The sequence below is a fragment of the Nocardia blacklockiae genome, assembly GCF_015477355.1.
In the GTDB taxonomy this organism is placed as follows: domain Bacteria; phylum Actinomycetota; class Actinomycetes; order Mycobacteriales; family Mycobacteriaceae; genus Nocardia; species Nocardia blacklockiae.
The window spans coordinates 134465-159022 of sequence record NZ_JADLRJ010000011.1; the positions used below are offsets into that span (position 1 = coordinate 134465).

The window sequence follows — 24558 nt, forward strand, 5'->3', positions numbered from 1 at the left end:
CGTCGGCGACGGCTCGCCCGCCGCGGTGAAAAGGGCCAAAGAATCTCACCCGCCGCGGTGAAACGGGGGCGGAGAATCTCGCGCGTTGCGGTGAAACGGGCCGGAGAATCTCGCGCGTCGCGGCGAAACGGGCCGCAGAAGCTCGCCTCCCGCGGTGAAACGGGCCGAAGAATTCGGGGACAACCGAGATGGGATTCGAAGGTGGCGTGAGGGAGGGAACGCGTGACTGGTGGCGGTGCTCCAGGAACGTGTTTCGGGGTGGCGAGCCCCGGGTATCGCACTGGTTCGGAGGTCGGGTCATGGTGAGCGAATCGGGTCGCGGAGTGCGGTATCGGGTACTGCGGCGCGCGGAGGCCAGGGTGTTCGTGCGGTCCGTGCGGGCGGCGTGGTCGGACGAATTGTGGGATTGGGCTGCGGCTTTGACGTACTACAGCATGTTGTCGGTGTTTCCGGCGCTGCTGATCACGCTGGTGTTGTTGAGTGTGGCGGGGCCGGAGCCGGGCGATTCGCTGGCGGGGGCGGCGGGGCGGCTCGGGCCCGACGGGGGGACGACGCTGCTGGCCGATTCGGTGCGGCATCTGCAAGCGGTGAAGGGATTGTCGGGGCCTATGGCGGTGGTGGGTCTGCTGTCGGCGGTGTGGACGGTCACGACCTATGTGGGTGCGTTCATTCGGGCGGCCAATGCGTTGTATGGGGTGCAAGAGAGCCGGTCGATGTGGCGGACGTTGCCGCTGCGGCTGCTGTTGAGCGTCGTGATGGTGTGTGCCGTCGTGGTGACCGTGCTCGGGTTCGTGGTGACGCCGGGGGTCGCGGCGCACGCGGGGGAACTGGTCGGTGTCGGGTCGGCGGGGCTGGTGGTGTGGTCGATCGTGAAATGGCCGCTGCTGGCGTTGCTGGTGGGGTCCATGCTGGCGTTGCTGTACGGGATGGCGCCCAATGTGCACGGGCAGCGGTTCCGGTGGTTGACGGCTGGCAGCCTGATCGCGGTGCTGGTCTGGATCGCCGGGTCGGCCGGGCTGTCGATCTACGCGGCGCATTTCGGTTCCTTCAACCGGGTCTACGGCTCGCTGGCCGCCGCGGTGATCTTTCTGATGTGGTTGTGGCTGACCAACTTCGCGGTGTTGCTGGGTGCGGCGGTCGACGCGCAGGTGGTGCGGGAACGGAGCCTGCGGGAGGCGCGGGAGCACCCGGAGAGTGAGTCGCAGGGGGAGAACGAGGCCGAAGGCGACACCGAGCGGACGGACACGACCCGAGCTGCTGCTCCCGCAAGTTGAGATTCCCTGCGGCGGACGCCAGGCGCGGCCTGGTGCCTCGCACAGCGGAACGCGCGCGAGGCGGGGCGCGGTGGCGGCGCAGGAGATTCAGGGAAAGTTCAGAGTTGCCGATCGGGTTGTAGGCAGTTGTCGAGCTTGCGCAGGAACCTGGGTAAGTGCGGGTCGGTGGCGGGGAGGCCGTAGGGGTCCAGGTCCCACCATTTGCCGTAGGCGAATTCGGCTGGGTCCAGCGGGTATTCGCGGGTGCTGTCGCCGCGAATCACGTGCCAGAGGCTCACGTCCACGTGCGGGTAGGGGCCGACGGTGGTGGTGACGGTCAGCATCAGGGGACGTTCGCCCACGACGGTGAATTCGGGTTCGATGCCCAATTCCTCGACGGCCTCGCGGCGGGCCGCGGCCACCGGGTGTTCACCGGGCTCGACGTGGCCGCCCATCGGCAGGTCCAGATCCGAGGACAGATGGCGGCCGAGATACAGCGCCCGCGCCACCGGGTCGACCAGGACGACATAGCTGACCAGGTGCTGCGGCGGGGTGACGGGTTTCGCGCGGCGGAAGATGTCGTCGGTGCCGGCCAGCCACGCCAGCGCCGCGTCCCGGTGCGCGCGCTCCGTCTCGTCCAGGGGCTCGATGCTCGCGGCGATCTCGGCGACTACGGCGGTGGCCTGGTTCATGCGCGCACCATAGCGCCGAGCACCGACAACAATCGCCGGGCGAAATTTCCGGAGTGAGCAAACCGGTGGCACGGGCTGGCCGAACTCGTTGCACACCCCTCGCGCGGCCAGGCGCCGCGCCTCACGAAGGACGAGCCCATGATTTCGATTCGACGTTCGGTAGCCCTCGCCGTCTCGCTCGCCGCGGTCACCGCGATGCTGACCGCGTGTTCGGACGACTCCTCCGACTCGTCGGGACCGAGCAGTTCCACGGCCGCCGCGACCGCCTCCGCGGCCGCGGCGGCGAACCTCGTCGGTCCGGGCTGCAAGGACTACGCGCAGCAGGTGCCGACCGGGGCCGGATCGGTGAGCGGCATGGCGCAGGACCCGGTGACCGTGGCGGCGTCGCACAACCCGCTGCTGAAGACGCTCACGCAAGCGGTGTCCGGGCAGCTGAACCCGCAGGTCAATTTGGTCGACACCCTCAACGGCGGTGAGTTCACGGTTTTCGCGCCGGTGGATTCGGCGTTCGCGAAGATCCCCGCCGCCACGATCGACTCGCTGAAGACCGACTCGGCGACGCTCACCAAAATCCTGACCTACCACGTGGTTCCGGGCCGGATCGCGCCGGACAAGATCGCGGGCGCGCACAAGACCGTCGAAGGTGCGGACGTGACCGTCAGCGGGAGTGGCGACGCCATCAAGGTCGGTGACGCGTCGGTTGTCTGCGGTGGCGTGCAGACGGCGAACGCGACCGTCTACATGATCGACACGGTGCTGATGCCCGCGTCCTGAGATTCGGCCGGGCGGCGTGGGTCGCGCCGCCCGGCAAGGACTTTCGATGGGATCGAAGTAGGAAGCATGCTACGAAGGCCGGAAAAGACTGACACGCAACGGGTCTCGGTAAGAGATGCCCGGATCGTGCGCGTCCGGGCCGCCGTAGCCGGTCTGCTGGCGGCGGGGACCGTGCTCGGTGTCGGCCACCTGGTCGCCGTGCTCCTGGAGCCCGCGTCGTCGCCGTTCTTCGTGCTCGGCGCCACCATGATCGACCACACGCCGCACGAGCTGAAGGACGCCGCGATCCGCCGCTTCGGCAGCCGTGACAAGCAGGCGCTGTTCGTCGCGATGGCGGCGGTCATGGCCGTCGGTGCGGTCGTGGCCGGACTGCTGGAACGCCGTCGGCCGCTGGGTAGTGTGCTGCTGGTGCTGCTCGGCGGCGTGACCGTGGTCGCCGCGTTGCAACGGCCCAGTGCCACAGCGTGGTTCGCGATTCCCACGGTCGTCGGTATCGCCGCCGGAATCGGCGCGTTGCGGCTGCTGGCCAGAGGTGCGCGACCACCCGGGACGGTCGGAGAGGGCCCTGTGTCCCGGCGGCGATTCCTGGTGTCCGCGGCGAGTGTCGCGGTGCTCGCGGCGAGCGCGGGGGTGGCGGGCAGGCAGCTGGCCGGGCGCCTGCGGGACGTGACCGCCGACCGTGCCCGCTTCCGGCTGCCCCGGCCACCGCAACCACGGCCGCTGCCCGAACAACCGCAGGTGCCCGGCCTCACGCCGCTGCTCACGCCCACCGAACGCTTCTACCGCGTCGACACCGCGTTGCAGCTGCCCGCGCTCACGAGCGCGGAGTGGCGGTTGCGCATTCACGGAATGGTCGGGCGCGCAGTGGAATTCGACATGGACGACCTGCGTGCGCACGCGGTCGTCGAGCGGGTCGCGACGATGACGTGCGTGTCCAACGAAGTCGGCGGAAGTCTCGCGGGGACCGCGCGCTGGCTGGGGTACCCGCTGGCGGAGTTGCTCGCGGAGGCCGGGCCGTACCCGGACGCGGACATGGTGCTGTCCCGGAGCGTCGACGGATTCACCGCGGGCACACCGCTTTCCGCGCTGCTCGACGGGCGGGACGCGCTGCTGGTGATCGGCATGAACGGTGAGCCGCTGCCGGTCGAGCACGGGTATCCTGCCCGGTTGCTCGTGCCCGGCCTCTACGGTTACGTCTCGGCCACCAAATGGGTGGTGGAGCTGGAGATTACGCGCTTCGACCGTGCCCGCGCCTACTGGACCGAGCGCGGCTGGGCCGACCAAGCGCCCATCGAAACCGCCTCCCGCATAGACGTTCCCGCCGCATTCGCGACGCCCGCGCCGGGCCCGGTGACCGTCGCCGGTGTCGCTTGGGCGCAGCGGCGCGGGATCAAGGCGGTGGAGGTGCAGGTCGACAATCAGCCTTGGCGCACAGTGACTCTCGCCACCGAGTACTCCCTCGACACCTGGCGGCAATGGACCTGGCAGTGGGACGCCACCCCCGGCACCCACACCCTCCGCGTCCGCGCGACCGACGGCACGGGACAGGTGCAGGCCGAGCAACGAGCCACTCCCTACCCGCGCGGGGCTACCGGCTGGCACAGCCGCGTGGTCACCGTGCGCTGACTGATTGCCCTCCAAGAACGCGCGGTGCCACTGGCTGGCACAGTGGCATCGTCACGGTGCGCTGACCGGTTGCCATCGCGCACCCGGACTGCCGGAAACGCTGCACCGGACCGACCAACCCGAACCGGCACGCACGTCGAAATCGAGATATGCGACCGATCTACCGAACCGCGGAACGGATGTGAAAGCCGTGTCGGCACCGTTGCCGGACGCCGGAATCCGCACGGGCATCGCCCCGCGTGCCGGATTGGCGTGCCCCGCCGCCGGTGGTGGGGTTCGGCCGCGGGGGAGGTGGGATCGGCGGGTGTGGGGGCGGGGTTGTGGCTCTGGGGCAGAGGAGCGCGGGATCGGGGTAGTCTCCCACTCTGCGGTAGATCGCCGCACCGGTCGCTTGTCGTCACCCGCACCGGAACCATCGCCGGGGTACACCTACGTATGGAGACACAGCGCTATGGCGGATGAACGCCGCATCTTTTCGGCCGAAGGTGGTCGCATCGGCGCGGGGGCCACCGGAGCGGACACCTGCCGGGTGCCGCGCGCTACGCCGGATCCGGAGGTCAATCGCCTGCTCGCCGAGTTGCTGGACGGTATCGCCGGTGGTGATCGGCAGGCGTTCACCCGGTTCTACCGCTCCACCCACGACCGGGTGTTCGGGATGGCGCTGCGCATTCTGCGGCGGCGCGCGCTCGCCGAGGACCTCACCCAGGACGTCTACCTCTACGTGTGGAACGAGGCGGGGCAGTACGACGGCCGCCTCGCCAGCCCGATCGGCTGGCTCATGATGATCACGCACCGGCGGGCGGTCGACCGGGTGCGCGTCGAATCCTCCGCCGGCACGCGCGATCTCGCCTACGGGCACCGTCAGCTCGGTCGCGATCACGACATCGTCGCCGAGACGGTGAGCCAGCGCTCGGACGAGCAAGCCGTCGTCGACTGCCTCGGCACGCTCACCGACACCCAGCGCGAAACCGTCGCACTCGCTTACTACGGTGCGCGGACCTACGCGGAAGTGGCCGAGCACCTGGGCATTCCGTTGAACACGGTGAAGACCCGCATCCGCGACGGACTCAAACGACTGCGGAACTGTTTGACAGGATCGGTGCGCGATGCCTGACCTCCCAACCCCCGCCGACCTGCTCGACCTCGCCTACCCGTACGCGCTCGACGCGCTGTCCGACGAGGAACGCCGCACCATCGAGCAGCTGCTCGACGAGGCCGACGAGGCCACCGCCGCCGAATTCCGCACCACGGTGCGCGAGTTGCGCGAAACCTTGGCGGCCATGACGGTCGTCGACGCGGTCCCCGCCCCGCCGGAACTCGAGGCGCGCCTGCAAGCCGCGCTCGACGCCCAGCTAGCCGAGGCGGAATCCGACACCGCGCCTTCGACTCACGATCCCGCGCAGGATCGCCCGACCTCGGCGCACGACTCCGCAAATGAAGATGCTGCCTCCCTGCGTGATTCGGGGCAGGATGGCCCGACCGTGCTGCATGGTTCGGCGCGGGGTGGTGTGGGGAGCCGGTTCGGGCAGAGGATGCGGTGGCTGGCGGCGGCCGCGGCCGTCGTGGTGGCTGTCGGTGCCGGGGTGGGGATCGCGGTGTACCGCAGCCAATCTCACACCGAGGGTGTCACCGCGCAGCAGGTCGTCGAGCATGGCGATGCTCGGGTGGAGACGGTTCCGGTGACCGGTGGCGGAACCATCAGCGTCACCGCGTCGCGAGAACTGGATGCGGCGGTCGTGTCCTTCGACACCGTTCCGGCCGCGCCCGCGGACCGCGCCTATCAGTTGTGGTTGATCTCCGGGGCGCAGGTGCGTTCCGGGGGCGTGCTGGGCGCCTTGCCGAGCGCGAGCGCGCCGCTGCTCGTGCGGGTGGGCGGGGCCGACAAGCTGGCGGTGTCGCTCGAACCGGCCGGCGGCTCGGTCGCGCCCACCACGGATCCGATCGCCGGAGTACCGCTCACCTGACCCGTCGGGCCGCCGACCAAACCCGGGTCGGCGGCACCGCGAATCTCCTGCAATGCCGTTGCGGCAGTAGCCGACGACAAGCACACGAGAGGGTCCGATGGTGAGAACACGCAGAGCAACCATGTGCTGGATACTGGCCGGCGCGCTGGCCGCCACCGGGGTGGCCGGCGCGGCGGGCACGGCCACCGCGGAACCCGCCGGCGTCGTCTCGGTCGAGCCGGTGAACGATCGGCAGGAGACCGTGCAGGTCTTCTCGCCCGCCATGAACCGCCCCATCCCGATCCAGGTGATCCGGGCCGCGAACCGGGCGACCCCGCGGCCGACGATGTACCTGCTCAACGGATCCGGCGGCGGCCCGAACCAGAGCGGCTGGGACGTGCAGACCGACGCCGCGGAGTTCCTGCGCGGCAAGGACGTCAACGTGGTCACCCCGTTCGGTGGCAGCAATTCCTACTACACCGACTGGGTCCGCAACGATGCCGTCCTCGGCTACAACAAGTGGCAGACGTTCCTGAACGAGGAGCTGCCGCCGGTCATCGAGAAGTACCTGAACGCCGACGGCAACCGCACGCTGGTCGGCGTCTCGATGAGCGGCACCTCGGTGCTGAACCTCGCGATCGCGAAACCGGGCTTCTGGAACAGCGTGGCGTCCTACAGTGGATGCGCGCAGACCTCCGATCCGATCGGGCAGGAATTCGTCCGGCTCACGGTCGAGAACTGGGGTGGCGGCCAGAGCGTGGAGAACATGTGGGGTCCGCGCAACGGGCCGCTGTGGCGCGAGAACGACCCGCTGGTCAACGCGGAGCGGTTGCGCGGGACCGCCGTGTATCTGAGTACGGGCAGCGGCATTCCGGCGGCTCCGCACGACACTCCGTCGGATCGGCGGGTGCGGGAGGGCCGGATTCCGCTGCCGGTGCAGATCGCCTTCGGCGGTCCGATCGAGGCGGCGATCCATTACTGCACGGTGAATTTGGCGAACCGGTTGCACGAGCTGAACATCCCGGTGACTGTGGACGACCGTCCGGTCGGCACGCATTCCTGGGGCTACTGGGAGGACGATCTGCGCACGTCGTGGCCGTTCCTGGCACAGACGATCGGGAGCGGCGACTAGGCAAGGGCAGCGCGCGGTTCGTCGGACAACTACACGGTATGAGGGAGAGGAGAGTCGATGCGGTTCTTCGACGGGGTGAACGGCCGGATGCACTACCGCAGGTGGACGGTCCGGCAGCCGCGTGCGGTACTGGTGTTGTTGCACGGCCTGGGTCAGCAGAGCGCCGACTACCACCGCTTCGCCCGCGCGATGAACAGGTACGACATCGAGGTATGGGGCCTCGACCACGCCGGGCACGGACTCAGCGAGGGCAGCCTGGACCGGCGGGCGCCGATCGAGGAACTCGCCGCCAACGCGCTCGGCCTGGTCGAGTTGGCGCGGCACGAGCACGACGGGCTGCCGCTGGTTCTGCTGGGACACTCGCTCGGCGCGGGGACCGCGCTGATCGCAATGCAGTCGGAGTGCGAGGCGGCGGCCGCGGTCGCCGCGGTGGTGCTGATCGGCACTCCGGGACAGGCCGAGGAGCTACGCGTGCCCGCACCGCCGGTGCCGACGCTGGCCCTGCACGGCCGCGACGACCGCCGCGCGCCGATCGACCCGATGCGCAGGTGGTCGACCGGCAAGCCGATGGTGCGGCTGCTCGAATTCGCCGACGCCGGACACGATCTGCTGCACGAGCCGATCCGGCGGGAGATCGCGCGGACGATCGTCGATTTCGTGCAGCGCGAGACCGCGCACGCGCGCGTCGCCCGGGTGCCCGTGCCGGTCTGATCGCCTCCACGTCTACGAAGAAAACCGGCGCCGGATCCCGAATCGGGTTCCGGCGCCGGTCTTTTCGGTCAGCGGACTATCGGGCTCCGCCGCTCAGACCAGCCTCGATGGCCTCGATGATGCGCGGGCGCAGCTCGGCGGCGCGGATGATCGCGTCGACCGAACCGACCTCGACGGCGCGCTGGATGTTGTGCACGCTGTCGAACTCCGCGGCGACCTGGCCCAGCTTCTCCGTGCGCACCGAGGACCGGACCTCGTCGAGTTCGGCGGTCAGCGCGGCGCGGTCGGCGCCGACGGCGTTCGCGGCGCGCGCCTCGAGATCGCGCACCCGCGGGTCGGCCGCCGTGCGGGTGTCGACCTCGTTGGCGAACACGACCGCGGCGGCCGGAGCGCCACCGAGCACCGAGGCGAACGAGCCCTCCAGCGCGAGCACGGTCATGTTGGGGTTCAACGCCTTCGAGAACACCACGAACGCGCCGCCGTGGTACCGCGAGATGACGCAGAACACGATCGGGCCCTCGAAGTTGACGATCGCCCGGCCGATCTCGGCGCCGTACTCCAGCTGCAGCTTGCGCATCGACTCCGGCGAGCCGTCGAAGCCCGACAGGTTCGCCAGCACCACCAGCGGCCGGTTCCCGCTGGCCGCGTTGATGGCCCGCGCCGCCTTCTTCGACGACCGCGGGAACAGGGTGCCCGCGGTGTAGGTGTCGGGACCGTCGGTGGACGGGAAGCCGCGGCGCGGCACGCCCCGCGACTCGATACCCAACAGGCACACCGGGATTCCGCCGAGGTGCGCGTCCTGCACCACCGCGGTCTCGGCGTCGGCCATGCCCGCCCAGCGCTCCAGCACCGGGTGGTCCTGGTCGGAGACCGCGCGCATCACCGTGCGAATGTCGAAGGGCTTCTTGCGATCCGGGTTGGTGACCGAGGAGAAGATCTCGCCGACGGTGTTGAAGGCGCTGTCCGCCACCACATGCGGGAAGTCGGAGACGTCGCGGTCGATCGGGTCGCTGGTCTGCGCCCGCCGCGGCGTCGACTCGCCGGGGGCGATGTAGGTGTGGTCGTAGTGCGACATCAGGATGTCGCGCGCCGCGGTCAGGTTCGGCGCCCAGTACTGGCCCTGGCCGTTGGGACCCATCACACGGTCGTAGCCGCCGATGCCGAAGTTGTCCTCGGCCGAGACGCCGCCGGAGAAGTCCAGCGCCTGCTTGCCGGTCAGCACCATCGCCGAATCCGGGGTCATCACCAGGATGCCCTTGGTGTGCATGAGCATCGTGGCCTCGGCGTTCCAGTACGGCTGCGCGCCGACGTTGATGCCGGCGACCACGATGTTGATCTCGCCGCCGTTCTGGGTGAACTCGACGATGCGCTTGAGCGCGGCCGCCACCCAGTCCATGTTCTCGGTGCCCGACGTCATGGAGATGCGGGCGCCCGAGGACAGCGCGTACCACTCCAGCGGAACCCGCAGCTGCTCGGCCAGATCCAGTGCGGCGATCACGCGGCGGCACTCCGGCTCCGACAGCGCGCCCAGCGACTTCGTCGGGTCGCCGAGCAGCACCACCCGGGTCACGCCCTGCGGGTGCCGCTCGGTCGGCGTGGTGACCACGCCCGCGACGATCGCCGCGGTGTTGCGGCCCTTGGGCCGCTCGACGGGCACCAGCGAGTGATCGGCGGCGAGGTCGTACTCCGCGAAATCGCCCAGCAGACCGGTCAATTCGTACGGGTAGACGGTGTTGCGGCTGCTGGCGCGCAGCACCTTCTGCCGGTAGGCGTCGAGCGGCTCGACGGCCTCGTCGGTCCGCTCGCCGACGGTGATCGAGGTGCCGCCGGTGGCGTCGAGGGAGATACGGATGGCGACCTTGACCAGCTCGCCCGTCTTCGGGTTGCGCTGGCGGGCGATCAGCAGGATCTCCTCCAGCCCGGCGCCCGCGGTCGTCGGCACCACGCGGTCGACGATGGTCTCGAACTCCGCCGGGATGATGTCGATCGGCGGCCAGATGTACATCACGATGCGGTTGGTGTTGAACCGCTTGTTCGAGGGGCGGCGCTGCTGGGCGCGGCGCAGCGAGTCCAGGCAGGTGGCGATCGTGCTCTCCGCGGTCGGCAGCGCCAGCAGGCGGCCGTCGTGCTCGCGCAGCGCGGTCAGGTCACGGACCTGGGCGAACGCCACGAGGCGCTCGTCGGCGGCGTTCTCCTTGGCCACGCACCGGAACAGGTACACCTCCTCGTCGGAGGAGGGCAGGCGGGTCAGGTCGAACTTACGCAGCCGCTTCATCTGCATGCGCTCGGCGATGTACGGGTGCAACCCGCGGATCAGCCGCTCCTCCGACATGCCGGTGGCGGCGGGGCGGAAGGTGAAGTGGTGGTGCATGACCGCGCCGCCGCTGCCCGCGACGGTGGCGGTGATGCGGTGCACCTGGTGCGGCAGCTGCTGCGCGCCGAAGACCTCCTGCAGCGCCGAGGCCATCGAGTCGAAGTCCTCGGGCTGCTTCTCCCAGCCCAGGTAGATGTCGGCCTCGATGGACGGGATGCCGGTGGACGCCAGCTCGGCGAGCCCGCGCAGCACGGTGGGCAGCGCGTCGAAGCTCACCGCGGCCGAGACCAGGCTCAGGCCGCGGCGCTCGGCGATCACGAAGGTGCAGCCGCCGGCCACCTCGGTGCGGACGCTGTCGAGGCCCTTGTTGCCGTAGTAGCGGCGGGTCAGGACCTCGAGCATGACCGTGTTGTCGGCGCTGCCGCGCACCAGCCGCTGGCCGAGCAGCCGCACCAGAGGCTCTGTGCTGCGCACCATTTCGGCGATGCGGTCGGTGCGGTCGGCGGCGTCCGGGTGCGCGTCGAGGTGGCGCAGGTGCCGGCGGACGTTGGTGTAGACGCGGGCGCGGTTGCGCCGCAGCAGCGGCTGGCCGTACCAGGCGTACACCACGCCGCGGGTGAGATCGGCGATGACGGGGAAACGCACCTGCGTCGCCGCGACCAGCCGCTCCAGCGCCAGGCCGACCGGCTCGCGCAGCGCCCGGTCCGGCACCGGCTCGCGCAGCCACTCGCGCAGCAGCGTCGTGACGACCGTGACGGTGTCGGAGGGACGCTGCTGGGCCAGGAAGATCCGGAACACCGCGGCCTCGAGGTCGGGCGTGCGGTCCAGTTCGGTGACGCCGTAGTGGCCGAGGGCCTTGGACAGCTTGGCGCGGTAGGACTCCGGCAGGCCGGCGCGCTCGACGTCGAGGCTCTGCAGGTAGGTGTGGAAGTACTCGCGGGCGCTGTGCACGTGGCCGCCGTCCTCGACGCCGGCCCGGTTCAGGCTCAGCTCGGCGAGATCGGTGAACACCTCCACCAGTTCGAGTTCCTCGGCGAGCGGGCGGCGGTAGTCCGCGATGGCGGCCCGGCGCGCGGTGAGGTAGTCCTCGACGACGCGGTGGTTGTCGTGCGGGTCGACGTCGAAGCCCAGCAGCAGGCTGCGCAGATCCTGCTGGACGCGCTCGATCCGCTCGTGCGGCCGCTCCGGCGTGGGCTCGGCGGGCAGGTCCAGCTCGACGGTCGTGGTGGACTCGGTGCTCTCGGCCTCGCCCTCCTCGACCAGCGGCTCCAGCCGCAGCAGCGGCGCGCCCGTCTCGACCTGCGTGCCGACGGAGACCGCGCACTCCTTGAGTCGAGCCCGGAACGGCGCGCGCAGCACCGTCTCCATCTTCATGCTCTCCAGCACCAGCACGGGCGCGCCCGCCTCGATGCCGACCCGGAAGCGGTGCGCGCCGATCCGCGCGACCCGCACGCGGTAGCCGACGCCGCGCAGTTTCAGATCCAGCGGCCGGCCGCTCTGGTGCTGCACCTGCGGGCGGCCGCCGGCGGCGGTGGACAGCAGCCGCTGGCGCTCGACGCGCTCCTCTTCCTCGTAGGCGTCGATGGCGGCGGCGGCCAGCGCGATGGCCGAATGCCGGTGCGAGACAAGGCGACCCTCGCCGCGCACGCGGTCGATCCAGCCGGTGTCGGCGCTGGCGTCGATCACCTCGGGCTGGTTCAGCAGGTCGAGCACGAAGCTCTTGTTGGTGGCGCCGCCCTCGATGATGACGCGGGTCTCACCGACCGCGCGGCGCAGGCGGCCCAGGGCCTCCTCGCGGTCGCGGCCGTAGGCGATGATCTTGGCGATCATCGAGTCGAAGTCGGCGGGGATGGTGTCGCCCTCGCTGACGCCGGTGTCGACCCGGATGCCCGGACCGGCCGGCAGATCCAGCAGCGCGATGCGGCCCGGCGCGGGCGCGAAGTCGCGGTCGGGGTCCTCGGCATTGAGGCGGGCCTCGATGGCGTGCCCGCGCTCGGCGGGCGGCGTGCCCTCGAGCCGGCCGCCGGAGGCCACGTGCAACTGGGCGCGCACCAGGTCGAAACCGGTGGTGTACTCGGTGATCGGGTGCTCGACCTGCAGGCGGGTGTTGACCTCGAGGAAGGCGAACAGCTTGTCGCCGGGGTGGTAGAGGAATTCGACGGTCGCCGCGCCGCGGTAGCCGACCGCGACGGCCAGCCGCTCGGCCGACTCCTTGAGCTCGGTGACCTGCTCGGGGGCCAGCACCGGCGAGGCCGACTCCTCGATGACCTTCTGGTTGCGTCGCTGCACCGAGCAGTCGCGCACGCCCAGCGCCCACGCCGTGCCCTGGCCGTCGGCGATCACCTGGACCTCGACGTGCCGGGCGCCGGTGACCAGGCGCTCCAGGAACACGATGCCGCTGCCGAACGCGCGCGCGGCCTCCTGGCTGGTGCGCTCGTAGGCGTCGACCAGCTCGCTCTCGTCGGTGATCACGCGGATGCCGCGGCCGCCGCCGCCCGCGGTGGCCTTCAGCATCAGCGGGTAGCCGATCTCGGCGGCGGCCGCGACGGCCGCGTCCACGGTCTCGACCGCGCCTCGGCTCCACGGCGCGACCGGCACGCCGACCTCCTCGGCGATCAGCTTCGCGCCGATCTTGTCGCCGAGTTTGCGCATGGCCTCCGGGCTCGGGCCGATGAAGGTGACGCCGATCTGCTCGCACAGTTCCGCGAACGCCGGGTCCTCCGCGACGAAGCCCCAGCCGACCCACGCGGCATCGGCTTTCGTGGTGATCAGCGCCTTTTCGAGCGCCTTGAGATCCAGGTACGGACGCGCGGCCGCCGGGCCGAGGTCGTAGCCGATGTCGGCTTCGCGCACGAACGTCGCGTTCCGATCGACATCGGTGTACAGCGCGACGGTCTCGATCGGTTGCGCCGTCGCCGCGGCCAGATCCCGCACGGCGTGGATGAGGCGCATGGCGGCCTCACCTCGGTTCACGATGGCGATGCGGCTGAACACTCGCCGGCTCCTTCCACTCCACAGCACTGGCCCGGTTCGGGCGAGGGGTCTACGACTACCGGTCCCGCGTAGTGTGCACCTCCTTCGGCGGGAGACGCACAACGAACGGGTGTTACCCGCACGTATCTTGGGAAATACCTCGGATGAGGTCATGGCAGCGGCAATGGGATTTCTCGGCCGGCGGCCGGCTTCCAGTACCGTACCCGTGATCGGATCGTAGTCGAGCAGCGCGGCGGCGGAGGCGTTCCCGCGAGAGCGCTACCCCGATTCGCGACCAGCACCGTGGGAGGTGATCCGTGTGGCCGACATTCTCGACGTCCTGCACGCGCGCTGCGCCGAGGCGGCGGGGGAGGCGATCCTCTCGGGGGAGGAGCATCCGGCCCTTACCCTGACCACGCGGGAGGTCGCGGACCTGCTCAACCACATCGCCGACGTGCGCCGCCGGCACAGCGAGATCGAGTGCGCGCACCGGGAACTCGAGCATCGGCACGCGATGCTGCGCCGCGCGTCCGACGACGCCGCGGCGGCCTTGGAGCGGATCCGGGTCGCGCTTGAGCAGCGCACCGCGCACCCGGAAGCCCGTGCCCGCCAAGCCTGCACGATCGCCCGGTACGCCGCCGAGGGTCTCACGGCGGCGAGCGTGGACTTCGAGGACGACGGGGAGTGCACGGTCGGCTGAGCGGCCGTGTGCGTCAGTAGGGGTCGACGTCGGTGGTGGCGAATCGCCTTCATATGCCGTGCATTCCGGCCCGTCGGTCCGGCGTCCGCTCAGCGTCGGAGTGCGCTGCCGTTTCGGTACCACGACGGTGTGTGGGGAGTCCTGCCGTGGGTGGAGGGCGGTCTCCGCTCGCGGCACGACGCGCGGGGGCGGGTTCGCGACGTAGCGTTCTCGGCATGACGAACGGACTCGGCGGTGGGGCGTACCAGGCGGTTTCGGGTCGGTCGGGTGGGGGTGGCCGTGCGGGTGCGGCGGCGCTCGATGTTGCCGACCATGTCGTGGACGGGGTGCGATGTGCCGTGTACGACAGTGGCCCTGCGGAATGCGGGGAGGCCGTGGTGTTCGTGCACGGCAATCCGGGGCCGGTGGACGACTGGGCCGAATTGATACCGGAGACGGCGGGATTCGCGCGGGTGGTCGCGATGGATATGCCGGGGTTCGGGCGCAGCGAGCGGCCGCGGTCGTTCGATCACAGTGTCGTCGGGCACGCGCGGTTTCTCGGCCTGCTGCTCGACCGGCTCGGGGTGGACCGGGCGCATCTGGTGTTGCACGACTTCGGCGGGCCGTGGGGACTGCGGTGGGCGCTGGACCATCCGGATCGGCTGGCGAGCCTGTCGCTGATCAATTGCGGTGTGCTGGACGGCTATCGCTGGCATCGCTACGCGCGGATCTGGCAGACGCCACTACTCGGGGAGCTGTTCCAATTGCTGAGCACGCCGCGCGCCATGCGGATCGCGCTCAATCGCGACAATCCTGTGCCGCTGCCCCGGTCCTATGCCGAACGGGTCGGTGGCTACGCGGACTGGCAGCACAAGCGCGCGGTGCTGCGGCTCTACCGCAATTCGCGTGACCCCTCGGCCGCATTCCCGGAGAAGGACCTCGCAATTCCGGCGAATTCGTTGCCCACGTGCGTGATCTGGGGCTCGGGTGACCCGTACATCCCCGTGCGTTTCGCGCAAAGTCAGCGGAACTACTTCCCCGAAGCCGAGATTCATATCCTCGAGGGTCTGGGGCATTGGCCGTTCATCGACGACCCGCAGGCGGTGCTGGGCCCGCTGTCCGCGTTCCTGCGCAGCCACGTGCGCGAGCCCACCCCGGAGCGGGCGGCCCGGACCGTGGACGAGCGTCAGAGATCGCCCGAGTAGTCCTGGCTGAACCAGCGGTCGGGCCGGATGGTGAACAGCACCGACTGACTGCCGTCCATGCGGTCGGCGAAATCGCGGCCGCCCTCGGGGCCGAGATAGCGCACGGCGATCGCCTCACGGGCCTCTCGCGGCGACGGGGTGGCCGCGTCGACGACGGTGCCCTCCACGATGACGTACTGGTACGGCAGCTCTTCGCGCTGCACGGTCAGGGTCACCACGCCGGCCGCCTGGATCAGCTTGGCTTTGCGGCGGCCCGCACCCGTGTTGATGCGGATGTCGGCGCCGGGGGCGTAGTCGTACCAGATCGGGACGCTCGCGGGCGGGCGGCCGTCGGTGGCGGCGACCGAGAGCACGCCGATGTGCTTGCCTGCGAGGAACTCTTGACGCTCGGACTCCGTGAACGGTTTCGGCATAGAAGCTTCAACCTCGCGGGTCGACGGCGCTATTCCCCGTTTGTGGCACCGACACCCGGGTATGGCGAGCGTGTCGGGGGTGGCCGGACACCGCGGGGGAGCGGTGCCGGGACCGGACGAAGAGAGGAGCGCGATGGTCATGACCGAACAACACGTCCAAGCGCCGCCGGACGGGCGCACGATCTCCGAACTGGTGACCGACGCCGGTGATCAGACGCGTCGGCTGATCCGCGACGAGATCCGCTTGGCGACACTCGAAATGCAAAGCAAGGGAAAGCGTTTCGGCAAGGGCGCCGGTCTGGCCGGAGCCGGCTCGCTGCTGGCCTTCTACGGCGGCGCGGCGCTGGTGGCGGCGGCCGTCATCGCGCTGGCGATGCCCCTGCCGGACTGGGCCGCCGCGCTGATCGTCGGGGCCGCGCTGCTGCTGGTGGGCGCCGTGCTGGCGTGGCTGGGCGGCAGCGACATCAAGAACGCCACCCCGCCCGTCCCGGAGCAGGCCGCCGCGTCGGTCCAGCAGGACATCGAGACGATCAAGGACAGGAGCCGGCAGTGAACGATCATCGACCGGAACATCCGGACAGTGCCGCCGCGCTGCGGGAGGACCGAGACGCCGTCCGCGAGGAACTCGGCCGGACGGTCGAGGAACTGGCGGGCAAGTTCGACGTCCGCGAGCGCGGCCGGGAGAAGGTGCAGGCCGCCGAGGACGCCGCCCGCGCCACCGCCGCCCGCGCCAAGCAGCAGGCCGAAAACGTTGCGGCACAGGTGGAGTCGCAGGCCGGACGGGTGGTGGAGAAGAGCCGCTCGGCTACGCCGGACCCGGTGCTGCGCGGTGGTCGGCGAGTGGCCGACACGGCCCGCAACCGCCCGGTGCCGGTCGCCGCGCTGGCCGCTGGAGCCGCCGTCGTGGTGGCGTGGTTGATCGTGCGGCGGCGATAACCGTGAAGACGTTGTACAAGCCGCTGGGAATGGTGGTCGGCGTGGTCGGCGGCATCGCCGCCAACGCGGTGTTCCACCGCATCTGGACCCGCGCGACCGGCGAGCGCACCGTGCCGACCGCGACCGCCAAAGGTTACGACTGGCGCGAGGTGCTACTGGCCGCCGCCCTCCAGGGCGCGGTATTCGGCCTGGTGAAAGCCGCCGTCGACCGCGCGGGCGCGACGGGCTACGAATCGCTGACCGGCACTTGGCCCGGCGACTCCTGACCGTTCGGCACCACCAAGGCACGATCGCTCCAGTGCGGCCACGGGTCGTACCGGCGCGGCTACGGGTTGCGCCAGCGCCGTTACGGGTTGCACCAGCGCCACTACGGGTCGTACCAGCGCCACTACGGGTCGTACCAGCGCCGCCACGGGTCGCGCCAGCGCCGCTTCGGGTTGCACCAGCGCCACTACGGGTCGTACCAGCGCCGCCACGGGTCGCGCCAGCGCCGCTTCGGGTTGCGCCAGCCCCGCTACCGGTCGTACCAGCGCCGCCACGGGTGGATGATTCGCGGCGACTGTTGGCGGCCGGGTTGGCTCAATCGTTCAGTGGCTCAGTCGGTCAGTGGGTGGGCGCGGAAGAAGTCCCACATGATTCGGTTGGCGCTGATCGATGCGGTGGTGGTGCCTACCAACGGTTCCGGGGAGGCGGAGGAGGCGGTGCCCGGCCAGGTGTGGCCGCCGCCGAGGATCGCGTAGAACTCCACGGGGCTTTCTTGGGGGCAGGGTAGCTGTAGAGCGCGCGGGGAGGAACCGTCGGTGGACGCGGCCGCCATGCCGTGGCCGGGTGCAATAGCCCTCGCGTTGCCGGAGATGCCGTAGGTTCATCGGGGGCGTGGTCGACGGAGCATTTCCGAACCCAGGGAGGTGGCTTGACTGTGCGACCGGACGCTACGGGGCAGCCGTCCTACCCGCTGTCGAAGGCGCAGTCGGGGTGGTGGCTGGCCCAGCAGTTGCATCCGAACGTGCCGGTGACCGTCGCGTTGTACCTGGATCTGATCGGTCCGCTCGAGGTCGGTGTGCTGGCCGCGGCCGCGGCGCAGGCGACCCGGGAGTTGGAGTCGCCGCGGTTGCGCTTCGTCGTCGTCGACGGCGAGCCGCGCCAGTACGTGGATGTCGCTGCCGAGTTGCCATTCGAGACGGTCGACCTGACGGGCGCGCCCGATCCGGTGGCCGCCGCGCTGGACCGGATGGAACGCGACTACAGCACGCCCCTGGATCCGCGCGACGACCGCTTGACCGTGGCAGCGCTGTTCGCGGTGGCATCGGATCGGCATCTGCTGTATCTGCGCAGCCACCACATCGTGCTCGACGGCGTCGGCGCGGCCGCCATGCTGCGCCGGACGGCCGAGATCTACCGCGAGCACGTCACCAATCCCGCAGCGCCACCGGAGGATTCCGACGACGCGGGTACGGCGCATCCGCACGGCGCGTTGTCGATCGCGGAGATTCTGGCCACCGACCGCGCTTATCAGGAGTCGCCGCGGGCTCGCACCGATCACGACTACTGGCGCGAACGGCTCGCCGGTATGCCGGAGCCGCCGAGCCTGGGCGGTCGGCCGGCCCCGCCCAGGGCGCGTCCGCACCACGTCTCGGCGACCCTCGACGACACGGCGGCGCGGCTGCTCGCCGAGGCCAAGGCCCGGCACGGCGCCACGTTCCCGGAACTGGCCGTCGCCGCCTTCGCCTGCTATCTGGCGCGCATGACCGGCGAGAGCGACGCGGCGCTCACCCTGCCGGTCACGGCCCGGCCCACGGCTGCGCTACGGCGGTCGGCGGGGTCGATGTCGAATGTGGTGCCGCTGCGGCTGTCCCGGCTCGACGCGGGCACCGTCGGCAGCGTGGTGGCGCAGGTGCGTTCGGCGGTGGTCGGCGCGCTGCGGCACCAGCGTTATCGGCACGAGGACATCCGGCGCGGGCACGAGGCGCTGCGCGACGGCTTCGGCCCGGTGGTCAACCTCTACGGTCTGATCGAACCCATCTCGCTGGGCGGCCTGGTCGGGCACGGGCGGCTGCTGGCTCTCGGACCCGTGCCGGATCTGCAGATCAACGGCTATCAGTTCGGGCCCGACGAACGGTCGGTGCGCATCGACTTCCAGGCCAATCCCGCCCGCTACGACCGTGAGACGGTGGTCCGGCACCATCGCCTCTTCCTCGACTACTTCGCCCGGTTCCTCGCTGCCGACGTGGACCGCTCCACCGCCGAGGTGGACCCCGCGCCGCCCGCGCCCACGCCGAGCCCGCCCGCCGGACCGGTGCGTTTACTGCCGGACCTGTTGTGCGGGAAGATGATTCCCGACGCCGTCGCGGTGCGCGACGGTCATCGCTACCTCACCTACCGCGAGCTGGATGAGGCGTCGTCCCGCTGGGCGCGCCTGCTCTTCGCGCACGGCGCGGGCCCGGGGGATTTCGTCGTCGTGGCGATACCGCGCTCACTGGAATCGGTACTCGCGACATGGGCGGTAGCGAAGACCGGCGCGTGTTTCGTACCGGTCGACCCCGCCGACCCACCGGCGCGGATCGCAATGGTGACAGCGAACAGCGGTGCCCGCGTGGGACTTACGATCCGCGCCGCCCAACCTCTCGACGAAAAAGCCGCTCGCCATGCCGCACCGCCCCGCTCTCCAGCGACCGCGCCGGAGCCGATTAGCAGCGCACCCCAGGCCCCGACGGCCGAGCTCTTGTCGGCCGAGGCGTTGCCGACCGAGGCGTCGGCCCCTAATGCACCGGCGGCCGAGGTGTCGGCGGGCGAGGCGTCGGCTCCCAACGCGCCGGTGGCCGAGGTGTCGGCGGGCGAGATGTCGGTCCCCAACGCACCGGCGGCCCAGGTGTCGGCGGGCGAGATGTCGGTCCCCAACGCACCGGCGGCCCAGGTGTCGGCGGGCGAGGCGTCGGCTCCCAACGCGCCGGTGGCCGAGGTGTCGGCGGGCGAGATGTCGGTCCCCAACGCACCGGCGGCCGAGGTGTCGGCGGGCGAGATGTCGGTGGCTCCTGTCGCGGCGGGTGAGGCGCTGGCGGCCCGGGCGTTGGCGGCCGAGGACTGCCGTGTCGAGAACGGCCGACACCGGCCCCGGTCCGGTATCGCCTGGTTGGTGCTCGACGATCCGCAGGATATTGCGGCGGCCGAGGGCCAGCGCAGTGCGCCGATCGACGACGGCGAGCGGCGGTGTCCGTTGCGGCCCGAACATCCGGCCTATCTGATCCATACCTCTGGAACCACCGGCACACCCAAGGGTGTTGTGGTCGGCCATCGCGGGTTGGGGGCGTTGACCGACTACCTGATCGATCACTATGGCATCGGACCGAATTCCGTTCTGCTGCATTCGCATACCGCGACCTTCGACGCGCATCTGCTGGAGTTGCTCGCGGCGTTCGCGGCGGGCGGGCAGCTGGTGGTGGCGCCGCCGGAGGTGGTGGCGGGCGGTGATTTGGCGCGCCTGGTCAGGGAGTACGGGTGCACCGTGTTGCAGACCGCGCCCGCGGTGCTGGCGACGCTGTCGCCCGAGGAACTGCCGAGCGTCGAGGTGGTGGCGATCGGCGGGGAGGCCTGCCCGCCGACTCTGTTGCGGGACTGGGCTTCTCGCGTTCGGCTGTACAACGGCTACGGCCCGACCGAGGCGACGGTGATGGTGACCGAGACCGGTCCCGTGACCGACCACGACCCGGTGACCATCGGCACACCATTGCCGGGCGTGCTCGCGGTGGTGCTGGACACCCGTTTGCGGCAGGCGCCGACGGCGGCGCGGGGCGAACTGTATGTGGGCGGAAACTGTGTCGCCGACGGCTATCTGCACGATCCGGCGGGCACGGCGGCGCGCTTCGTCGCCAGCCCGTTCGGCGTGGGCGAGCGGCTCTATCGCACCGGGGATCTGGTCTGTGCCCGCGACGACGGCGCATTCGAGTTCCTCGGGCGCGGCGACGGCCAGATCGAGGTGCACGGCCGCCGCATCGAGCCCGCCGAGGTCGAGGCCGCGCTGCTCGCCGCGCCGGAGGTCGCGTACGCGGCGGTGACGGTCGCCGATGCTGGGCGGCCAGGCGCGCGCCTGATCGGGTACGTGGTCCCGGCGGCGGGAGCGCGCTTCGACGCTCCGGCACTGCTACACGGCCTGCGTGCCACCCTGCCCCCGGCACTGGTCCCGGCGATGCTGCTGGAGATGGACCGATTGCCGTTGTGCGGCAACGGAAAAGTGGATCGTGCCGCGCTGCCCGCCCCGACCCGGACTCCGCGCTCCTCGCGTGCGCCGCGCACCGACATGGAGCGTCTGGTCGCCGCGCGCATCGGCGCGGCGGTGGGCGTCGAGCACGTCGGACTGAACGACGACTTCTTCGAGCTGGGCGGCAATTCGCTACTCGGCGTGGCGGTTTCGGCCGCGCTCGCCGCCGAGACCGGTGTGCCGGTGACGGTGCGCTGGCTCTACGCCCTGCCGTCGGTCGGCGCCCTCGCCGAGAGCATCGCGAGCTACGACGGCCGCGATCCCGACGATGACGCCCTCGGCACACTGCTCACGTTGCGGCGCAACGGTTCCCGCTCGCCGCTGTTCTGTGTGCATTCGGCGGTCCCGCTGGCCTGGTGCTACGCGGGGCTGGCGAGCTACGTCACCGACCGGCCGGTGTACGGGTTGCAGGCGACCGAACTGGCGGCCGGCGCCGAAGCGGCCGACATCGATCAGCTCGTCGACGGCTACCTCGAGGCCGTGCTGCGGCTGCAGCCGGACGGGCCGTACAACCTGCTCGGCTGGTCGCTCGGCGGCCAGATCGCGCACGCCCTGGCGGTGCGGTTGCGTGCGCGCGGCGCGAGGGTGGCGGTGCTGGCGATGCTGGACAGCGTCGTCGTCCCGGCCGGCACCGAGCCGCCGAAGCCGCCGCGCATGCGTGATCTGCTGACCCACCTGCTCGGCGACGAACCCGACGACGCCGACTCCGCCCCGGAGGTCACCGCGGCCGAGGCGGCGGCCGAATTAGCGGGCGCGACAACGTCTTTCGGTGCCGGTCTCTCGGCGGGCCAGCTCGAACGGCTGCACCGCGGCTACGTCGCGGGCGTCGCCCTCTCACACGGCTACCGCCCCCGCCGATACGACGGCGACCTGCTGTACTTCTCGGCAACCCGCGGCGTGACCGCGTGGCTGGGCGCGGAGATGTGGCGCCCATACGTGACCGGCGACCTGATAGAACACCGCATCGAGGCAACGCACGCGCAGCTCACCAACTCCGCGGTCGTCGCCACCATCGGCCCAATCCTCGCCCGCCACCTGGCAAACGCCTCCGAGCCCGAGCCACACCCGTCCGCCCCACCTTCCCCTGCGCCACGCCCCACCGCCCACGCTTCACCCCCGCCGCAGCACGGCGCACAGACTCCGTCTCCGCTGCAGCAGGACGCACCGGCTTCGTCGCCGGCGCAGCAAGATTCCCCGGCTCCGTCTTCAGCGCGGTAGAACGCCCGGGCTACGCCTCTGGCACGGCAGTGTGCGCAGGTTTGTCTCCACCACGGCAAGGCGCACTGGTTCAACTTCGGCGCAGCAGGATGCCAAGTTTCATCTTCGGCGCGGCAGGACGGCCAAGCTCCATCTTCAGTGCGGTAGAACGCCGAGGCTCCGCCTTTTCGGCACGGCACGGTGCGCAGCTTCGTCTTCGGCGCGGCATTGCACCTAGGCTTCGTCCGCGCGACAAGGCGCACTGGTTCATCTGCGGCGCGGCAGACGGCCAAGCTCCATCTGCGGCGCGGCGGGATGCCCAAGCTTCACCTTCGGCACGGGAGGATGCCCAGGTTCATCTTCGCTGCAGCAAGGCCCCAGGGTTCGCCTTCGCCGCAGCACGGCGCGTAGGTTCCCCCTCGGACGCGGCAGGCCCCCAGGCGAACTCGCTACGTCAGCCGATGTATCGGCGGGCGGGCGAACGGGATTGGGGTTCCTCGAGTAGGACCAAGCCTGCTTCGATGTGGGCGGGCACTACCTTTCGCTTGCGCAGGACCCACGGTAAGGCCGCGGCTGCCTCGGCGATCGCGCCGAGCGTCGCGGCGTCCTTCGGTGCGGTGCTCAGGATCGTGCGGGTGCGGCGGAGGGCACTGCGTACGGGACGGCGCAGCCAGAGCGTCCACAGGGTGTTGCGGATGCCGAGCTGTCGCCGGCGGGTGGCGTCCCGGCTGACCGACGGCTGATGGTGGATGATCATGTCCTCCTCCCACATCATCCACCAGCCCGCGGCGGCCAGATCCAGGGCGAGCAGTTCCTCCTCGCCGCCGAGCCACATACGCTCGCAGAACCCGCCGACCTGCCGGAACGCCGACACCCGGAACACCGACAGCCCGGCCATGATGCCGAGCAGTGCGGGGCCGGGCATCCAATCCGGCGCGGCGACAGGCGAATCGCGCAGCTCCGGCGTGAGCGGATCCTCCGCCAGTCCGGGAGCCACCAGACATCGCCCGGTGACCGAGCCCAGTTCCGGGTAGGTGTCGAGCAGATCCGCGCCGAGCGTCATCGCGCCCGGTTGCCAGCGGGTGTCGTCGTCGCAGAACGCGACGTAGGGCGTGGTCACCCGTTCGACGGCGCGGTTGCGGGCGATGGCGCCCAGGTTCTCGGTGAACGGCAGCAACGTCACCTGCGGGAACTTCTCCCGCACCAGCGCGGCCGTGCCGTCGGCGGAACCGTTGTCCGCCACGATGATCGGACCGCTGTCGTCGAGCCGGGTCATGTGCCGCAGCGTGCGCTCCAGCTCGTCGCGGCGGTTGTGGGTGATGATCACCGTGCTGACCCGCGGTGGCGTCATGACGTTTCCTTTCCCGCACGCAACAGCGCGATGCGGTCCTCGACGTGGTCGGGCAGCCGACGCCGGGCACGCAAGGCCCGCGGCAGCCGCGCCGCGACGCCGAACAGCACGGGTGCGCGGCTCGGATGGCGCAGCACCGTGCCGCCCATCGCGGCGAGTTCGCGCACGCACGCCCCGACGGGGCGGCGCATGAGGGTGGTGAGCACGCTGTTGCGCAGTTCGAGATCGCGGCGCGCGGTGGACGGCAGCCGCCGCAGCGAGGGCATGTGCCGGCTCACGACCTCGTGCGAATAGCACAGCAGCCAGCCCGCGGCGGCGAGATCGTAGGCGAGCAGCGTCTCCTCGCCCGCGAAGTGCAGCACGGGGGAGAAGCCGCCCGCGGCCAGGAACGGCTCGCGTCGAACGACACTCGCGCCGGCGAGGAAGCCCAGCACCGACGGCCCGGGTGCGCGGGGATCGGTGCCCAGGGGACTGTCGAGCATCAGATGGTTCACGGGGTCGTCGCGCCGCTCCGGTCCGACCAGCGTGCGGGCGGCGATCAGGCCGACCTCCGGATGCCGGTCGAACAGGTCTTCGGCGGTGCGCAGCGCGCCGGGCGCCCACCACGCGTCGTCGTCGCAGAACGCCACGAACGGGGTGGTCGCGCGGCGCGCGCCGTGATTGCGGGCGACCGCGCCGTGATTGCGCGGCAGCGCCAGCACCTCCAGCGCGCGGATCCGGCCGCGGAAGCCGGCCGCCGCGCGCACGGTGTGGTCGTCGGACGCGTTGTCGACCACCACGACCGGTGGTTGCGGGTCGGCGTCGGCGAGCCGGTCCAGCGTCGTGACCAGTTCGTCGGCCCGGTTACGGGTCGCGACCACCACCGTCGTCCTCGAACCTCCGGTCGTGTCCATGGTCGGCTCAGAACACCGCCTTGCTGACGGCGTCGGGTCCGCTGTAGGACTGCTGCGGAAGCTTCTGCAGGCTGTTGATGACGTCGTTCCCGGCGCCGTTGTCGCGGGCCGCCGAGACGAGGCCGTCCCGATCGCACGGATAGTTCACGCCGTGCAGGTACTTCTGCAGCGCGACGGGATTCAGTTCACTCATGGCAACTCCTTCCTGCGG

20 protein-coding genes are annotated in these 24558 nt (G+C 70.7%); 13 read left to right on the forward strand and 7 right to left on the reverse strand.

Translation table 11 applies throughout. From position 1 onward, the window contains the following. Positions 1-299: 299 nt before the first annotated feature. Positions 300-1274, forward strand: coding sequence for a YihY/virulence factor BrkB family protein (locus IU476_RS27920; RefSeq protein ID WP_195105060.1), 975 nt, complete (start codon positions 300-302; stop codon positions 1272-1274). Between the two features lie 98 nt (positions 1275-1372). On the opposite strand, the gene IU476_RS27925 is transcribed toward IU476_RS27920, so the two are convergent. Beyond that, positions 1373-1945, reverse strand: a complete 573-nt coding sequence (locus IU476_RS27925; protein ID WP_195105061.1) for an NUDIX domain-containing protein — start codon at positions 1943-1945, stop codon at positions 1373-1375. Between the two features lie 138 nt (positions 1946-2083). Between IU476_RS27925 and IU476_RS27930 the strand changes: the two genes are divergently transcribed. The 6 genes from IU476_RS27930 to IU476_RS27955 all read left to right on the forward strand — a co-directional run bounded on the left by IU476_RS27930 (position 2084) and on the right by IU476_RS27955 (position 8131). Further along, positions 2084-2719 (forward strand): fasciclin domain-containing protein, encoded by a 636-nt coding sequence (locus IU476_RS27930; RefSeq protein ID WP_195105062.1) that lies wholly within the window; start codon positions 2084-2086, stop codon positions 2717-2719. A 66-nt stretch (positions 2720-2785) separates the two neighbouring features. Next, on the forward strand, positions 2786-4345 hold the full coding sequence (locus IU476_RS27935; RefSeq protein ID WP_195105063.1) for a molybdopterin-dependent oxidoreductase: 1560 nt from the start codon (positions 2786-2788) through the stop codon (positions 4343-4345). A gap of 451 nt (positions 4346-4796) precedes the next feature. Beyond that, entirely contained in the window at positions 4797-5459 is a 663-nt protein-coding gene (gene sigK, locus IU476_RS27940; protein WP_195105064.1) for an ECF RNA polymerase sigma factor SigK, read from the forward strand. Beyond that, positions 5452-6309 (forward strand): anti-sigma factor, encoded by an 858-nt coding sequence (locus tag IU476_RS27945; RefSeq protein WP_195105065.1) that lies wholly within the window; start codon positions 5452-5454, stop codon positions 6307-6309. The genes sigK and IU476_RS27945 overlap by 8 nt, the downstream gene beginning before the upstream one ends. A gap of 121 nt (positions 6310-6430) precedes the next feature. Further along, positions 6431-7420, forward strand: a complete 990-nt coding sequence (locus IU476_RS27950) for an alpha/beta hydrolase (protein ID WP_195105176.1) — start codon at positions 6431-6433, stop codon at positions 7418-7420. Between the two features lie 57 nt (positions 7421-7477). Then, positions 7478-8131: an alpha/beta hydrolase gene (locus IU476_RS27955; RefSeq protein ID WP_195105066.1), complete on the forward strand. Its 654-nt coding sequence runs from the start codon at positions 7478-7480 to the stop codon at positions 8129-8131. Between the two features lie 76 nt (positions 8132-8207). Here the strand turns inward: IU476_RS27955 and IU476_RS27960 are convergent, their stop codons facing one another. After that, on the reverse strand, positions 8208-13439 hold the full coding sequence (locus IU476_RS27960; RefSeq protein ID WP_195105068.1) for an ATP-binding protein: 5232 nt from the start codon (positions 13437-13439) through the stop codon (positions 8208-8210). 298 nt (positions 13440-13737) lie between these two features. On the opposite strand from IU476_RS27960, the gene IU476_RS27965 reads away from it, so the two are divergent. Further along, positions 13738-14118, forward strand: coding sequence for a hypothetical protein (locus tag IU476_RS27965; protein ID WP_195105069.1), 381 nt, complete (start codon positions 13738-13740; stop codon positions 14116-14118). Positions 14119-14333: 215 nt separating this feature from the next. After that, positions 14334-15302 carry an alpha/beta fold hydrolase gene (locus tag IU476_RS27970; protein ID WP_195105071.1) on the forward strand — a complete coding sequence of 323 codons (969 nt, stop codon included), beginning with the start codon at positions 14334-14336 and terminating at the stop codon, positions 15300-15302. Here IU476_RS27970 and IU476_RS27975 read toward each other — a convergent pair. Continuing rightward, a complete protein-coding gene (locus IU476_RS27975; RefSeq protein ID WP_195105073.1) occupies positions 15284-15715 on the reverse strand; it encodes a pyridoxamine 5'-phosphate oxidase family protein in 432 nt (143 codons plus the stop codon). The two genes, IU476_RS27970 and IU476_RS27975, sit on opposite strands and share 19 nt — an antisense overlap. Before the next feature lie 139 nt (positions 15716-15854). On the opposite strand from IU476_RS27975, the gene IU476_RS27980 reads away from it, so the two are divergent. From IU476_RS27980 to IU476_RS27990, 3 genes are read left to right on the forward strand one after another with little or no spacing between them, the layout of a single operon-like run. After that, positions 15855-16268, forward strand: coding sequence for a phage holin family protein (locus IU476_RS27980; protein WP_195105076.1), 414 nt, complete (start codon positions 15855-15857; stop codon positions 16266-16268). Continuing rightward, positions 16265-16651: a DUF3618 domain-containing protein gene (locus IU476_RS27985; protein WP_195105078.1), complete on the forward strand. Its 387-nt coding sequence runs from the start codon at positions 16265-16267 to the stop codon at positions 16649-16651. Before IU476_RS27980 ends, IU476_RS27985 begins: the two co-directional genes overlap by 4 nt. Positions 16652-16653: 2 nt before the next feature. Further along, the gene (locus IU476_RS27990; protein ID WP_195105080.1) at positions 16654-16917 is read left to right on the forward strand and encodes a DUF4235 domain-containing protein; all 264 of its coding nucleotides are present in this window, start codon (positions 16654-16656) and stop codon (positions 16915-16917) included. A gap of 329 nt (positions 16918-17246) precedes the next feature. Here IU476_RS27990 and IU476_RS27995 read toward each other — a convergent pair whose 3' ends face one another. Next, entirely contained in the window at positions 17247-17399 is a 153-nt protein-coding gene (locus tag IU476_RS27995) for a hypothetical protein (RefSeq protein WP_195105082.1), read from the reverse strand. 171 nt (positions 17400-17570) lie between these two features. On the opposite strand from IU476_RS27995, the gene IU476_RS36880 reads away from it, so the two are divergent. Beyond that, a complete protein-coding gene (locus IU476_RS36880) occupies positions 17571-22124 on the forward strand; it encodes an AMP-binding protein (protein ID WP_324194376.1) in 4554 nt (1517 codons plus the stop codon). Positions 22125-22557: 433 nt separating this feature from the next. Here IU476_RS36880 and IU476_RS28010 read toward each other — a convergent pair whose 3' ends face one another. Genes IU476_RS28010 through IU476_RS28020 form a run of 3 tightly spaced genes read right to left on the reverse strand, consistent with a single transcriptional unit; the run spans position 22558 to position 24540 of the window. Then, positions 22558-23454 carry a glycosyltransferase family 2 protein gene (locus tag IU476_RS28010; protein WP_195105084.1) on the reverse strand — a complete coding sequence of 299 codons (897 nt, stop codon included), beginning with the start codon at positions 23452-23454 and terminating at the stop codon, positions 22558-22560. Next, positions 23451-24347, reverse strand: coding sequence for a glycosyltransferase family 2 protein (locus IU476_RS28015; protein ID WP_195105087.1), 897 nt, complete (start codon positions 24345-24347; stop codon positions 23451-23453). Before IU476_RS28015 ends, IU476_RS28010 begins: the two co-directional genes overlap by 4 nt. A gap of 7 nt (positions 24348-24354) precedes the next feature. Then, positions 24355-24540, reverse strand: coding sequence for a DUF2795 domain-containing protein (locus IU476_RS28020; protein WP_195105089.1), 186 nt, complete (start codon positions 24538-24540; stop codon positions 24355-24357). Between the last annotated feature and the right edge of the window lie 18 nt (positions 24541-24558).

Excerpts from the sequence above, each read along its gene's own strand:
- IU476_RS27920 (WP_195105060.1), top strand. The coding sequence starts at position 300 with ATGGTGAGCGAATCGGGTCGCGGAGTGCGGTATCGGGTACTGCGGCGC.
- IU476_RS27925 (WP_195105061.1), bottom strand. The coding sequence starts at position 1,945 with ATGAACCAGGCCACCGCCGTAGTCGCCGAGATCGCCGCGAGCATCGAG.
- IU476_RS27930 (WP_195105062.1), top strand. The coding sequence starts at position 2,084 with ATGATTTCGATTCGACGTTCGGTAGCCCTCGCCGTCTCGCTCGCCGCG.
- IU476_RS27935 (WP_195105063.1), top strand. The coding sequence starts at position 2,786 with ATGCTACGAAGGCCGGAAAAGACTGACACGCAACGGGTCTCGGTAAGA.
- sigK (WP_195105064.1), top strand. The coding sequence starts at position 4,797 with ATGGCGGATGAACGCCGCATCTTTTCGGCCGAAGGTGGTCGCATCGGC.
- IU476_RS27945 (WP_195105065.1), top strand. The coding sequence starts at position 5,452 with ATGCCTGACCTCCCAACCCCCGCCGACCTGCTCGACCTCGCCTACCCG.
- IU476_RS27950 (WP_195105176.1), top strand. The coding sequence starts at position 6,431 with ATGTGCTGGATACTGGCCGGCGCGCTGGCCGCCACCGGGGTGGCCGGC.
- IU476_RS27955 (WP_195105066.1), top strand. The coding sequence starts at position 7,478 with ATGCGGTTCTTCGACGGGGTGAACGGCCGGATGCACTACCGCAGGTGG.
- IU476_RS27970 (WP_195105071.1), top strand. The coding sequence starts at position 14,334 with ATGACGAACGGACTCGGCGGTGGGGCGTACCAGGCGGTTTCGGGTCGG.
- IU476_RS27975 (WP_195105073.1), bottom strand. The coding sequence starts at position 15,715 with ATGCCGAAACCGTTCACGGAGTCCGAGCGTCAAGAGTTCCTCGCAGGC.
- IU476_RS27980 (WP_195105076.1), top strand. The coding sequence starts at position 15,855 with ATGACCGAACAACACGTCCAAGCGCCGCCGGACGGGCGCACGATCTCC.
- IU476_RS28010 (WP_195105084.1), bottom strand. The coding sequence starts at position 23,454 with ATGACGCCACCGCGGGTCAGCACGGTGATCATCACCCACAACCGCCGC.
- IU476_RS28015 (WP_195105087.1), bottom strand. The coding sequence starts at position 24,347 with ATGGACACGACCGGAGGTTCGAGGACGACGGTGGTGGTCGCGACCCGT.
- IU476_RS28020 (WP_195105089.1), bottom strand. The coding sequence starts at position 24,540 with ATGAGTGAACTGAATCCCGTCGCGCTGCAGAAGTACCTGCACGGCGTG.